Genomic DNA, 13,008 nt, shown 5'->3' with positions numbered 1-13,008 from the left:
GGGGAAAGATGCGCCGGGCACCCCGCAGACCCTGTCCGGCGGCCCCGTCCGAAGGCCCTGCCCGGGGTCTCCGTCCAGTGGCCCGGCACCCGGTGGACGTATAGGGCATACGCCCCTTTGATGACCCCCCGGACCAGGACATAAGCAACGAAGACCCGATGCCGTGGATGATCTGCGGGTGGACGTCGTCTGGCAGACTGTTGCCCTATGGGTGGAGCGACGATCAGGACCACGGCAGGCCGAACAGCCACCCCGGCACCCATCGCGGACACCGACGCGGAACGGGCACCGGGCCTCACCCTGATGGACCGGTTGCGTACCCCCAGAAGGCCCCGGCTCTGGTTCGAGATCGTCCTCATCGCCGTCAGTTACTGGACCTATTCGCTGATCCGCAACGCCGTCCCGGAGCAGCGGCCGGAGGCGCTGCGCAACGCGAGCTGGGTCTGGGAGTGGGAGCACCGGTTCGGAATGGCCTTCGAGCGGGGCGTCAACCATGCGATCGACTCGGTCAGCTGGCTGATCGTGGGCATGAACTACTACTACGCCACGCTCCACTTCATCGTGACGCTCAGCGTGCTGGTGTGGCTCTACCACTGGCATCCGGGCCGTTACGCCGCCACCCGGCTGGCACTCTTCGCGACCACGGGTGTAGCCCTGCTCGGCTACTACTTCTTCCCGCTGGCCCCGCCCCGGCTGATGAACGGCGGCCACTTCATCGACACCGTGGTGGTGCACAACACCTGGGGCTCGATGGCCTCGGGCAACCTCGCCGATATGTCGAACCAGTACGCGGCGATGCCCTCGATGCACATCGGCTGGTCGCTGTGGTGCGGGCTGACCATCGCGACGCTGGCCCGCCCGGTGTGGGTGAAGGCGCTGGGGCTGCTCTACCCCTCGGCCACGCTGCTGGTGATCGTCGCCACCGCCAACCACTTCTGGATGGACGCGGTCGGCGGGGTCATCTGTCTCTCCTTCGGCTTCGCGCTGTCGAGCGCGTGGTACGGCTCGCTGCCGTACCGGCTGCCGAAGCAGGTGGCCGTGATCTGCACGGCTTGATCGTCCCCGGCGGAGCCGCCATTCTCTGTTCCGCAAGGTCGGCATGAGTTCACATGCCGACATGGTTCAGGGGCTCCATGTGTCGCGCTGATCGACGCGGAATGAGCACGATGAGCGTGACGAAAGGGACCACCGGCCACCGTGCACACCGCCGACGCCGCTGCCGCTGCCGCTTCTTCCGCATCCACGTCCGTACCCACGTCCGTATCCACGTCCGTATCCGCCTCCGGATCCCCGGCCGGGGCCCCGCCCGCTCCGGGCGCGCTGCTCCCCCGGCCCCGTACCGCCGGGCGGCCCCGCTTCCCGCTGGTGGCCACCGACCTCGACGGCACCCTGTTGCGCGGGGATCTGACGGTCTCGCCGCGCAACCGTGAGGCGCTGGCCATGGTCCGGGCCGCCGGGGCGCGGCACCTGGTTGTCACCGGGCGCCCGGCCGCATCCTGCCGGGAGTTCCTGGTGGCGATCGGCTACCGGGGGCTCGCGGTGTGCGGGCAGGGCGCGCAGCTGTACGACGCCTCCGCGGACCGGCTGCTGGTCTCGGCGTCGCTGGACCGGGAGCTGGCCCGGTCGGTGGTGGAGCGCACCGAGGAGGCGCTGGGTGCGGGACCGCTGGAGCTCGCCGTGGTGACCGCGGCGCCCGAGAACCGCTTCGTCGTCACCGCCGGCTTCACCGACCGGACCCACCCGGAGTGGGGGCTGGCCGAGCGGGAGGAGCTGTGGGCGGCGCCGATCGAGAAGGTGCTGATGCGCCATCGGACGGTGGCGGACGGGCTGGTGGCGGCGGCCGCGGAGCGGGTGGGCGCGGGCGAGGTGGCGGTGACCCACTCCGAGAAGGGCATGATCGAGGTGCTTCCCGCCGGGACGGACAAGTCGGTGGGGCTCCAACTGGCCGCCGATCGCATGGGATTCACCCCCGCCGAGACGATCGCGTTCGGCGATATGCCCAATGACATCCCGCTGCTGTGCTGGGCCGGATACGGGGTCGCGATGGGCAACGCCCATCCGGATCTGAAGGCGATGGCCGACGAGGTGGCACCGGCGAACGAGGACGACGGGGTCGCAGTGGTGCTGGAACGGCTGTTCGCCCACCCTTGAGCGGCCCTCGCACGGCACTCGCGGTGGGCTCGACCAGCCCCTCACTCCCTTGACTGGATATACACAGCTAGACAAAATATCCAAGGTGCGAGCTGAACCACGATCCGAACCCCACTACGTCGACGAGCGCTCCGGCGCCACATACCCGATCGACGACCCTCGCTGGTGCGGCGATGACGGGGCTCCCCTCACCGTCTCCGCACTGCCCGGCATCACCCCCGAGCAGGTGGACACCGGGGCCCGGTCACTGTGGCGCTACCGAGCGGCCCTCCCGGTGCGCATCCATGCCCCGGTGTCACTGGGAGAAGGGTGCACCCCGCTGGTCGAGAAGAGCTGGGGGGAGGATCGGATCCTCTTCAAGCTGGAGTGGTTCAGCCCCACCGGCAGCTTCAAGGACCGCGGCACCAGCGTGATGATCTCGCTCCTCGCCCAGCGCGGCGTACGCGAGGTCATCGAGGACAGCTCCGGCAACGGCGGGGCCTCCGTCTCCGCGTACTGCGCCGCCGCCGGCATCCGGGCCCGGATCCTCGCCCCCGCCACCACCTCCCCCGCGAAGATCCTCCAGAGCCGGGCCTACGGCGCCGAGGTCCAGCTGGTGCCGGGCGACCGGGACGCCACCGCCGCGGAGGCGCTGCGCCAGTCGGCCCATACGTACTACGCCAGCCACAACTGGCACCCCTTCTTCCTCCAGGGCACCAAGACCCTGGCGTACGAGCTGTGGGAGGACCTGGGCTTCACCGCACCGGACGCCGTGGTGACCGTGGCGGGCGCGGGCAGCACCGTACTCGGCTGCGACCTCGGCTTCTCCGAGCTGCTCGCCGCGGGCCAGATCGCCCGCCGCCCCCGGCTGCTGGTGGCCCAGCCCGCCCACTGCGCCCCGCTGCACGCCGCGTTCCGCGCGGGCGCCGAGGCCCCGGTGCCGTCTCTCCACGCCCCGACCATCGCCGAGGGCACGGCCATCCGCGAGCCCGTCCGCTTCCCCGAGGTGCTGCGCGCCATCCGCCGCTCGGACGGCGACATGGCGGCCATCCCGGAGGACGCGATCGCCTCGGCGGTCCGCCGGCTGGCCGCGATGGGGCTCTACGCGGAGCCCACCAGCGCGACGGCCGCCGCCGCGATCGAGGTCTTCCGGGCCCGGGGCGCGATCCGCCCCGGTGAGACCACGGTGGTGCTGCTGACCGGGTCGGGCCTGAAGGCGACGCCGACGATGACGGAGCTCTTCGCGCCCTTCACGCCCTTCACGCCCTTCGCGCCCTTCGCGCCCTCCGCGCCGGAGGGCGATGAGCGATGACCGAGGAGAGGCGTCAGGAGACAACGGGAACCCCCGAGGACGAGCTGCTGCTCCGCGAGGCCGAGAAGATCGTGGTCGCCCTCGGCCGGATGTTCCCCGGGCTGTGCGAGGTGGTCCTCCACGATCTGCGCAACCCCGACCAGTCCATCCGCGCCATCGAGAGCAATCTCTCCGGCCGCGAGGTGGGCCAGCCCGCCACCGAGCTGGGCCTGGCCCGGATGCGGGACCCCGGCTTCCCCGACATCGTCCAGAACTACGCCAACCGCTTCCCGGACGGCCGCCCGGCGAAGAGCACCTCGATCGGCATCAAGAACAGCGCGGGCCAGTACGTCGCCGCCATCTGCCTCAACCTGGACGTCTCCCTCTTCGCGAGCGTCGCCCGCAGCCTCACCAACCTCGTCCGGACCGATGAGCAGGAGCAGCCGCTCACCGAAACCCTCCGCGCCCGCACCGCCGCGGAGCTGCGCACCGTCATCGAGGAATTCGCCGCCGCCCGCGGCCAGACCCCGCGCAGCCTGGGCACCCCCGCCAAGAAGGAACTCGTCCGCACCCTCAAGACCAGCGGCTACCTCCAGGTGAAGCACTCCGTCCAGGTGGTCACCGAACTGCTGGGGGTCTCCCGCGCCACGGTCTACAACTACCTGCGCTCGCCCGACGCCGGAGACCACCCCTGATGACCCCACCGATCCGGCGCATCGACGTCCCCGAGGCCTTCGCCGCGTCGTTCGGCGAGCACGACGCCACCGGACGCGCCTGGCTCGCCGAGCTGCCCCGGCTGGCCGCGGACTTCCTCGACCGCTGGGACCTGCGCCCGGCCGGTGCCGCCGCCCATGGCATGGCCTCGCTCGTCCTCCCGGTGACCGGCGCGGACGGAACTCCCTCGGTCCTGAAGCTCCAGCAGGTCAGGGAGGAGACCGAGGGCGCCCCGCTGGGCCTGCGGACCTGGAACGGCAACGGCGTGGTGCTCCTGCTCGACCACGACCCGGACACGGGCACCATGCTGCTGGAGCGCCTGGACGCGTCCCGTCCGCTCTCCTCACTGCCCGACGACACCGCCGCGATGCGCGTCCTGGCCGACCTGCTGGCCCGGCTCACCTCGGTACCCGCCCCCGGCGGCCTGCGCCGGCTGTCCGACATCGCCGCCGCCATGCTCGAGCAGGCGCCCGACGCCGTACCGGCCCTGCGCGACCCGGCCGAACAGCGCCTGGTCCGCGTCTGCGCCTCCGCCGTGGCCGAACTCCTCGACGAACCCGGAGACCGGCTGCTGCACTGGGATCTCCACTACGACAACATCCTCGCCGGTGAACGCGAGCCCTGGCTGGCCATCGACCCCGAACCGCTCACCGGCGACCCCGGCTTCGAACTCCTCCCGGCGCTGGACAACCGCTGGGACGAGGTCGTGGCCACCGGTGACCCCACCCGCGCGGTACTCCACCGCTTCGACCTGCTGACCGACGCCCTCGATCTGGACCGGCGGCGGGCCACCGGCTGGACCCTCGGCCGCGTCCTGCAGAACGCCCTCTGGGACATCGAAGACGGCAAGACCGCGCTGGAACCGGCCCAGGTCACCATCGCCACGGCTCTGCTGGCCCATCGCTAGTGCTGTGACCGGGATGGTCCACCGTGATCGGAAGGCGGCTCGCGGGACGAGCGCACGCGCAATGGCTGGTATTACTGAGGGCATGCAGGAAGAGATTGCACGCTCCGCGATCGACACGTTCATCTCCGCGTTCAACGCCTCGGACGACAACTATGTGACTGCCCTGCTCTCCCAGGCCCTGACCTCAGACGTGGTCTTCTGGGGGCCGTTGGGTCGCAGCGAAGGAATCGCGGCGGTCGAGCGGTTCGTACTGGACATCCGGCGCCACCCGGCGGGGACCGGCACGATGGTGCGCTGCTCGGCGGTGGACATGCCTGACGAGTGGGCCCGGTACCAGTGGGTCTTCACCACGCCGGATGGAGGCCCCCGCCTGGCGGGAACGGACGTCGTCCATCTGCGGCGGAGCCTCATCGACCAGATCATCGTCTTCGCGGGGGAGATCGAGCCGTCCGCCTCCTGAGTCATCCTTCTGCCGCTGCCCTTCTCCTGAACTTGCCTGCTCGATCCGGTCGAGCTTGGCGTCGCGATGAGGGTCGGGTGATTCCTTCCATGTCTTGGTGCGCTGGAAGGTGACGCCACGGCGCCGGAGCAGGCACCGTAAGGCTTCACGGCCGATGCGGATGACACGTCCGTGCACTTCCCGCAGGTAGGCGGCGAGTTTGCGGATCGACCAGCGGGTGCATGGCGCGCACCGCGCCACCATGGCGGGATGGCCAACGACATCTCCGTGCGCCGCCTCGACCTCGGATACTTCGTCCGCCCCGCCTCAGAAGCGGGCGGGCCGGAGCCACGGGTCGAACCGGTGCTCGCCTATCTGGTGCGGCACGACCGTGGGCTGATCCTCTTCGACACCGGCATCGGCGCCGCCGACCCCGAGACCGAGGCGCACTACCGCCCGCGCCGCCGCGCCCTGCCGGAAGCGCTGGCGGCGGCCGGGACCGCCCTCGCGGACGTCTCCCTCGTCGTCAACTGCCACCTCCACTTCGACCACTGCGGCGGCAACCCCCTGCTGGCCGGTGCGCCGATCCTGGTCCAGGACGTGGAGCTGGCCACCGCGCGCGGGGGCGGCTATACGTTCGACGAGCTGCTGGACTTCCCCGGCGCCACGTACGAGGAACTCGACGGGGAGAGCGAGATCTGGCCGGGCGTCCATATCCTCCCCACCCCCGGCCACACCGACGGCCATCAGTCATTGGCCGTCCGCCAGTCCGACGGCACGGTGATCCTCGCCGGTCAGGCGCATGACTTCGCCTCCGAGTTCACCTCGGATCACCTGGCCCGCAGGGCCGCCCTCGATGGCGTGGCGCAGCCCCTTCCCCCGTACCGCCCCTGGCTGGACCGCCTCCTCGACTTCGGCCCCCGCCGCGTCCTCTTCGCCCACGACTGCGCGGTCTGGGAGCCGTCGGACGGCTGACGGTCTCGTCTCAACTTCCCGTTCATCCCATGGTCTTGGCGCCGTCCAGGGACTCGCGAATGATGTCGGCGTGCCCGGCGTGCTGCGCGGTCTCGGCGATGACCTGCAGCAGCACCTGACGGGCCGACCAGCGCACGCCGGACTCGAACCACGGTGCCTCCGGCAGCGGCTGGGTCGCGTCCAGGTCGGGCAGGGCGGCGATCAGCTCGTCGGTCCGCTGGGCCACCGCCGCGTACTCAGCCAGTACGCCGGCCAGCGTCTCGCCGGGCAGCAGCCGGAACTCGTCAGCCCGCTTGGCGAAGTCGGCCTCGGTCATGGCGGTGAAGTCGGGCATGACCGACGGGCCGTCCAGGATGAACTCCACCCAGACCCGCTCCACCTCGGCGACATGCTTGACCAGACCGCCCAGGCACAGCGCGCTGACGGTGGTGCGCAGCCCGGCCTGCTCGTCGGTGAGATCGCGAGTGGTGAAGCGCAGGAAGTCCCGGTGCTTGCTCAACGTCCGCAGCAGGTCGGCGCGCTCGCCGGTGAGGGTCGCCGACTCGCTCGGGCTCGGGGTCTCGGTCATGATCTCCGCCTTCGGTTGGTCCCGTGTTCCTCGGTCAAGAACCACAGTAGGAGCCACAGCGGACAGTTTCTGTCCTCAATCCCGGGAGAATCGGAGACATGGCGAACACCAGCACCCGGACACTGCGACTGCTGTCCCTCCTGCAGACCCATCGCTACTGGCCAGGCACCGAACTGGCCGACCGGCTCGGGGTCTCGGTCCGCACTCTGCGCCGGGACGTCGACCGGCTGCGCGAGCTCGGCTACCCGGTGGAGGCGCAGCGCGGCGTCGACGGCGGCTACCAGCTCGCCGCGGGCGCCGTGCTGCCACCACTGGTGATCGACGACGATGAGGCGGTCGCCCTGGCCGTCGGGTTGCACACCGCGGCCGAGGGCGCGGTGGAGGGCATCGCCGAGTCCTCGGTCCGGGTGCTGGCCAAGGTGGTGCAAGTGATGCCCACCCGGCTGCGTCGCCGGGTCGAGGCGCTGCGCGCGATGACCGTACCCGCCGGCTGGGGCAGCCCGGCCCGGGCGGGCGTCGACCCGGGCGTGCTCACCACACTCGCACTGGCCTGCCGGGACAGCGAACAGCTGCGCTTCGGCTATACCGCCGCCGACGGCCGCCGCACCGACCGGCAGGTGGAGCCGCACCGGCTGGTCTGCCTCGAGCGCCGCTGGTATCTGGTCGCGTACGACCTCACCCGGCACGACTGGCGCACCTTCCGGGTCGACCGGCTCACCGCGCCGGAGGGCACCGGCGCTCCGTTCCGCCCGCGTACCCTGCCCGCCGCCGACGCCGCCGAGTTCGTCCGCGCCGGGATCGGCAGCCTGCCCGGCCCGTACCGGGTGGCGGCCCTGGTGTACGCCCCGGCCGCGACCGTACGGGAACGGATCGGGCGGTGGAGCACGGTCGAGGAGGTGGACGCCGAACACTGCCGGATCCGCATGACCACCGACTCCCTGGACTGGCCGGCCCTGGCCCTGGGCGCTCTCGGCGCCGAGTTCCGCGTGCTCGAACCGGTCGAACTGGTCGACCAACTCCGCGACTGGGCGGCCCGGTTCGACCGGGCGGGACGGGGCTGACAGTTCAACCGGACCGTCGTTAGGCGGTTTCCGGCGGACTGTGCTGCGTCCGTGCTTCAACGCGCGCCATGTAATCCCGGACCAATCCGACGTAGGCACGGCGCAGAGGTGGTTCCTCCAGATATCCCATATGAGCCGCCCCGGGCTGTGTCACGTGTTCGGCGTCCGGTATGCGGTCGGCGATATCGGCGAGGTGTGCGGGAACGCATTCGTCGAATTCCCCGCCGAGCACGAGTGTGGGAACGCGAATCCGGTCGAGTTCGCCAAATATGTCCCAGCCCTTGAGCGTGCCGGTGATGTGGTAGTCCGCGTGCCCGATCATCGTCCGGAAGGTCGGCATGCTCATGAGTTCCGGATCGAGTCGCATCATGGAGGTGCGCAGCACGCAGGCGCGGACGTATTCCCCCTGGGCGGCCCAGTAGTCGGGGTCGTTCGTCTCGCCCCTCAGTTCACGGCCGTAGGTGCGGTCCAGTACGTCGCCCGGGAGCGCCCTCATGAGATCCCGGACCTCCGCCTCGAAGCGGTTCACACTGGCCAGTCCGTTTGCGCAGATCAGACTGGTCCAGCCCGGATTCCGCTCCGCGGCATACTGAAGGCCGAGCATGGCTCCCCAGGAATGTCCGTAGACATGAGGTCTTTCCAGGCCAAGACCTTCGCTGACCGCGCCGAGTTCATCGAGAAACCGGTCCACGGTAAGCAATGAGACGTCGTCGATCGGATCCGAACGCCCGACGCCGAGCTGGTCGTACCAAATCACCTCGCGTTCGTCCGCGAGTGGCTCGAATGCCTCGAACAGCGGGTCGCTCGGGTAGCCGGGCCCTCCGTGCACAAGAAGCAGAGGCACGCCACCACCCCCCGTCCTGCGGTACCAGACCTCGCCTCCGGGTACGGAGACTTTCCCTTCCCTCATGCTCGTCCCGCCTCGCACACGTATTACGCGTATTCCTTGACCCGATCCTCAATATAGGGATGTGGAACCGCAAAAGTAAGGCTTGACTTGCTCGACTGCCTCAGGCAGAGGGATTCCCGTCGAAAATGCCCCCGGCCTCGTCGACTTCGACTCACGCCGTGTGCTCTTCGCTCACGACTGCGCGGTCTGGGAGCCGTCGGGCGACTGACGGTCTCGTCTCGCGCCTTCGGCGCCTTTGAGCATGGGGCCGGAGGTGGGGGGCGCGGGCGGCGTCGCCGGGCGGCGGGCCGTGGGTGGCAGGTCCGGTGGCGGCTCCCGTCCTCAGGGGCTTGTGCCGATGCCGGACCGCCGGGGGTACCCCCTGGAAAACGTTTGACAAATTAGTTGCTTCAGATCAAGCGATTTCGGGAGGGGTACCCGGAGGGGCCGTCAGTCCGGCCGGGCTTCAGCCCAGGACCGCAGGAGCCGCCACCGGGCCCACCACCACCGGCCCGTCGGCTGGCGGCGAGGCCCGCGCCCCATCCCACCGGCCCCATGCTCAATGGCGCCGAAGGCGCGAGACGAAACCCGCACAGCACAACCGGCCCCAGCACCAGCAAGCGGCCACGACGGTCACACGCTCCCCGGCAGATGGTCGAAATCGCCCCGCTTGAGCCCTCGGATGAAGGCAGCCCACGGGGCTGGCTCCGTGGCAATGACGGCCGCCGGGGCATCGCTTTCGCGGATGAGTATGAGGTCGGCAGACGGTGCCGAGACCTCGACGCACTCCGCGCTGACTTGACCACTGCTGAAACTCGACTTGCGCCAACAGGACATGCCCAGGGCTCCCCTTCACAAGGTGTACAGCAAGTGCTGGATGAGCTGGAGTGAATCCCTCTCGGTATAGCACTTGCGTTCGCCCTGGAGGGCAATGGGCGGGAGAGCCACCGCACTGAGGTGCTCGAAGGCCGAGTTGTACTGGGTCAGATGCTCACGGTCTCCGAGAAAGGCGGAGGAGACCGGATGCTCGACATAGACCGTGCTCAGTTCCGGGACGGAGCACCCCGGGCACGTAGGGGCCAGTTCATGAGCGGTCGAGTCGCTCAAGCGCCGACGTATACGAGAGAGTTCGGGCTCGTCTCTCTCACTTCGGGGCCGCGGGACGGATGCGCGCCATCCGCGGAGCTACCGTGACGCCACAACTCCCCTGTCCCTACGGCGCCTGGAGGATGGTGTGCGGTACAAAGGGCCGCTTCCGAAGCGGGTCACCGGCCGGTTCAATGCCTGGATGGTCGGGCTGCGCGCCTCTCCGCGGTGGGGGCGGCTGGTGAGCGGGCGGCTCACGGTCGTCACGTACACGGGGCGGCGGTCGGGGCGCACCTTCAGTACGCCGGTCGCGTATCGGCGCGCCGCCGACGGCGTCACGATCACCGTTGCGATGCCCGAACGCAAGCTGTGGTGGCGCAATTTCAGTGGTGAGGGCGGGCCGATTTCGCTGGATCTGGACGGGAGCGACCGGACCGGGCATGCGGTCGCCCGGGTGGACGGCAAGGGGCGTGTCACCATCGGCGTGCGGTTCGACCACCCGCCCGCCGCGAGCAGCCGCTGACGCCTACGGAATGGCCATGACCCCTTCACGTCGTGCGCGGAGCCGCTGAGTAGGATCGACGGCCACACGGGGGAAGGTCATCAATGAAACAGCTGATGGGCGGCGCACGCCGCCGGGCCGTTCTGATCGGTGGCGCCGTCGCGGTGCTGGTGGCGGCCGGGGCCGGGACGTGGGCCACGGACACCTGGCCGTTCGACGGGAAAGACACCTACTGCTGGGGTGCGTGGAAAGAGGACAGCGGGCCGGACTTCCTGAGCGGCAACGCGCTGGACGAGGACAACGCCAGCCGTACGTCCAAGGAGACCGTGCCGACACCGGAGCGGCAGCGCGGTCGGTGCACCGTGTCGCTCCGCTCCGAGCGCTTCAGCAGCGACGGCGACAAGGTCGTCGAGAAGACCGAGGTCACGGTCGACTACGGCCCCGCGCCGGAGAGCGCCGCGCGCCGTATGGAGTGGCTCGGCACTTTCCTCGGCGACCGGGCGATGCCGCTGCCCGACTCGCTGCCGGGCGTCAGCGACGGCCGACGCGGGCTGCTGGTGCTGCCCAAGGGGTGCGATACGCGCGACGGGCGACCGACCGCGGTCACGCTCGACTCGACGGCGGAGAGCGTCTACGGCGACTCCACCATGCCCGGCGACGCCGGGCTCGGCGGCTCCCAATCGGCGGCCAGGCTGCTCCTCGCGGCCGCCAACCGCGCGATGGAGAAGGCGGGTTGCGCCCCGGACAAGCCCCTTGAGGTCGTCTCGCCGGTGCTCACGCTGCCCGAGAGCGGCGAAACGTTCTTCACCCGCGCCTGCCGGATCAGGGGGCTGGAGCTGGGCAAGGAGGCGGAGGATCTCGCTTACCAGGTCGGCCCGGTCACCCGCGATCTCCAGTCCTGCTCGGTGCGGAACGTACGCGGTGACGGGCGGTACTTCGACGCCCTGATGGTCGCCCAGCCCCGGCTCTCCGCAATGTTCGACGGGGCAACCGGCAGCAAGGCGCCCGCGCGTGGCTGGCGCGGTACGGGGGTCTTCGCCGACACCTACAAGGTCGTACGGGCCGACTGCGCGGGGCGCCCGCTCACCGTGCTGATGCTCGCCCCGTCGCTGCACGAGACGACGCCGTACTTCGCCACCTTCGCCAACGCCGTGGCGCGACGCGTCGGTTGCGCGCCCATCGCACCTGGGGGGTCCAGCCGATGAACGACTCCGAGAACAACGAGGGCAACGAAAACAGCGAAAGCAACAAAAGCAACGAGACCAACGAAAGCAACGGGAACAGCACCCACGTGCCGCTGCACGAGCGGCGCCGCCACTGGTGGCACTGGCAGCGCCTGGCCCGCAGCCGCCCCCGGCTGGCCGTGATCATGGCCGTGACCGGGGCCATCGTGGGAGCGCTGCTCGGTGGCGCGGGCGTGGCCTGGCAGGCCGAAGCGGGTCCGTTCGCGGACGACCGGGCCTGCTGGGGGGCCTTCAGCCGGGACGACGCGGCGGCGCTGTTCGACGGCAAGGGCGACGGCAAGGGCGACGGCAAGGGGGACGTCAAGAGCTCCGAGGTGCCCATCACCAGCGATCGCACCGGCGCCGAGGGCTCGTCCGGCCAATGCCTCCTGACCAGGGACGGCTCGCGGATCACCGTCCAGACGCATCAGTTGGACACCCGGTTCGGCGGTGCGGGCGACCAGTGGGCCGATGAGTTCCTGTCCGCGCGGCTCACCCCGCTGGGCGGCGGACTGCTGGGCATGGCCTCCGACACCCGGGCCTGGCTCGCGGTGCCCGACGGCTGCATCGGCCGGCCGCGTGACGCGGACGTCACCGGCGGTCCGACCGTGATCGACCTGGCGACCGGCTGGACGCTCTACGACGACGAGGTCAACACGGAGGCCCGCGATCGGCTCGCCCGTGCCGTGGTCAAGTTGGTCAACCACTACATGGCCGAGAAGGGGTGCACGGGCACCATCGCCGATCCGATCGGCCGGATGCCGGAGCCGCCGCGGTTCCTGGACGAGAAGAAGGACGCCATGTGCGGCGTCGAGGGGCTGCCGCTCCCCCGCGGGTACGGGCGCGACTCGCTGGGCCGCACCCTGGTGACCCGGGGCGCGGGGCCGGTGCGCACCTGCGACCGCCGGGTGCTCTTCCACCATCCCGAACTGCGGCTGATGACGGTGGAGGACCCCCGGCTGGCCATGCTCTACGCGCGGCTGTCCGAGAACGGCGCCCAGAAGCGGATCAAGGGCGATGAGCACGACGGATACGGTTTCGTCCGCGACGACATGGGGCTGTTCCAGGCCGAGTGCCAGACCGGCCCGGTCACCTTCCTGATCCGGGCGGACAGCGGCCGGCGCCGCGCCGAGATCCGTACGCTCCTCCCCCGCTTTGTCGCGGCGGAAGCGGATCGCATCGGCTGCGGGCCCCTGCACATCACGCTGCCCGCGGAGGGGTGA

15 protein-coding genes and 1 pseudogene are annotated in these 13,008 nt (G+C 70.3%); 11 read left to right on the top strand and 5 right to left on the bottom strand.

Features of this window, described 5'->3' with window-relative positions; translation table 11 throughout:
• Positions 1–207: 207 nt before the first annotated feature.
• From JK364_RS43910 to JK364_RS43885, 6 genes are all read left to right on the top strand, one after another.
• Positions 208–1,056, top strand: coding sequence for a phosphatase PAP2 family protein (locus JK364_RS43910; RefSeq protein WP_201857046.1), 849 nt, complete (start codon positions 208–210; stop codon positions 1,054–1,056).
• 141 nt (positions 1,057–1,197) lie between these two features.
• Entirely contained in the window at positions 1,198–2,151 is a 954-nt protein-coding gene (locus tag JK364_RS43905; protein WP_201857045.1) for an HAD family hydrolase, read from the top strand.
• Positions 2,152–2,236: 85 nt separating this feature from the next.
• On the top strand, positions 2,237–3,442 hold the full coding sequence (locus JK364_RS43900) for a threonine synthase (protein ID WP_307841569.1): 1,206 nt from the start codon (positions 2,237–2,239) through the stop codon (positions 3,440–3,442).
• Entirely contained in the window at positions 3,439–4,116 is a 678-nt protein-coding gene (locus JK364_RS43895) for a helix-turn-helix transcriptional regulator (RefSeq protein ID WP_201857044.1), read from the top strand. The genes JK364_RS43900 and JK364_RS43895 overlap by 4 nt, the downstream gene beginning before the upstream one ends.
• On the top strand, positions 4,116–5,042 hold the full coding sequence (locus JK364_RS43890) for an aminoglycoside phosphotransferase family protein (protein WP_201857043.1): 927 nt from the start codon (positions 4,116–4,118) through the stop codon (positions 5,040–5,042). The genes JK364_RS43895 and JK364_RS43890 overlap by 1 nt, the downstream gene beginning before the upstream one ends.
• Positions 5,043–5,124: 82 nt before the next feature.
• Positions 5,125–5,502, top strand: coding sequence for a nuclear transport factor 2 family protein (locus tag JK364_RS43885; protein ID WP_201857042.1), 378 nt, complete (start codon positions 5,125–5,127; stop codon positions 5,500–5,502).
• Positions 5,503–5,538: 36 nt separating this feature from the next.
• Here JK364_RS43885 and JK364_RS57755 read toward each other — a convergent pair.
• Positions 5,539–5,727: pseudogene (locus tag JK364_RS57755) on the bottom strand (IS630 family transposase); the annotation flags it as partial.
• Positions 5,728–5,751: 24 nt separating this feature from the next.
• On the opposite strand from JK364_RS57755, the gene JK364_RS43880 reads away from it, so the two are divergent.
• The gene (locus JK364_RS43880; RefSeq protein WP_201857041.1) at positions 5,752–6,456 is read left to right on the top strand and encodes an N-acyl homoserine lactonase family protein; all 705 of its coding nucleotides are present in this window, start codon (positions 5,752–5,754) and stop codon (positions 6,454–6,456) included.
• Between the two features lie 22 nt (positions 6,457–6,478).
• On the opposite strand, the gene JK364_RS43875 is transcribed toward JK364_RS43880, so the two are convergent.
• Complete coding sequence (locus JK364_RS43875) at positions 6,479–7,024, bottom strand: DinB family protein (protein WP_201857040.1); 546 nt, start codon at positions 7,022–7,024, stop codon at positions 6,479–6,481.
• Between the two features lie 98 nt (positions 7,025–7,122).
• Here JK364_RS43875 and JK364_RS43870 point away from each other — a divergent pair, with 98 nt between their 5' ends.
• On the top strand, positions 7,123–8,085 hold the full coding sequence (locus JK364_RS43870; protein ID WP_201857039.1) for a helix-turn-helix transcriptional regulator: 963 nt from the start codon (positions 7,123–7,125) through the stop codon (positions 8,083–8,085).
• Between the two features lie 19 nt (positions 8,086–8,104).
• Here the strand turns inward: JK364_RS43870 and JK364_RS43865 are convergent, their stop codons facing one another.
• The 3 genes from JK364_RS43865 to JK364_RS56060 form a co-directional block, all read right to left on the bottom strand.
• Positions 8,105–8,995 carry a proline iminopeptidase-family hydrolase gene (locus tag JK364_RS43865; protein WP_230993424.1) on the bottom strand — a complete coding sequence of 297 codons (891 nt, stop codon included), beginning with the start codon at positions 8,993–8,995 and terminating at the stop codon, positions 8,105–8,107.
• A 612-nt stretch (positions 8,996–9,607) separates the two neighbouring features.
• A complete protein-coding gene (locus JK364_RS43860) occupies positions 9,608–9,811 on the bottom strand; it encodes a DUF397 domain-containing protein (protein ID WP_201857037.1) in 204 nt (67 codons plus the stop codon).
• Between the two features lie 15 nt (positions 9,812–9,826).
• Positions 9,827–10,081: a Scr1 family TA system antitoxin-like transcriptional regulator gene (locus JK364_RS56060; protein ID WP_230993411.1), complete on the bottom strand. Its 255-nt coding sequence runs from the start codon at positions 10,079–10,081 to the stop codon at positions 9,827–9,829.
• 127 nt (positions 10,082–10,208) lie between these two features.
• Here JK364_RS56060 and JK364_RS43855 point away from each other — a divergent pair, with 127 nt between their 5' ends.
• The 3 genes from JK364_RS43855 (at position 10,209) to JK364_RS43845 (ending at position 13,008) form a co-directional block, all read left to right on the top strand.
• Entirely contained in the window at positions 10,209–10,583 is a 375-nt protein-coding gene (locus JK364_RS43855; protein ID WP_201857036.1) for a hypothetical protein, read from the top strand.
• Between the two features lie 83 nt (positions 10,584–10,666).
• Positions 10,667–11,767, top strand: a complete 1,101-nt coding sequence (locus JK364_RS43850; RefSeq protein WP_201857035.1) for a hypothetical protein — start codon at positions 10,667–10,669, stop codon at positions 11,765–11,767.
• Positions 11,764–13,008 (top strand): hypothetical protein, encoded by a 1,245-nt coding sequence (locus JK364_RS43845; RefSeq protein WP_201857034.1) that lies wholly within the window; start codon positions 11,764–11,766, stop codon positions 13,006–13,008. The genes JK364_RS43850 and JK364_RS43845 overlap by 4 nt, the downstream gene beginning before the upstream one ends.

The sequence above is a fragment of the Streptomyces endocoffeicus genome (assembly GCF_016741935.1).
In the GTDB taxonomy this organism is placed as follows: Bacteria; Actinomycetota; Actinomycetes; order Streptomycetales; family Streptomycetaceae; genus Streptomyces; species Streptomyces endocoffeicus.
This window is presented reverse-complemented; position numbering and strand designations above follow the sequence as displayed.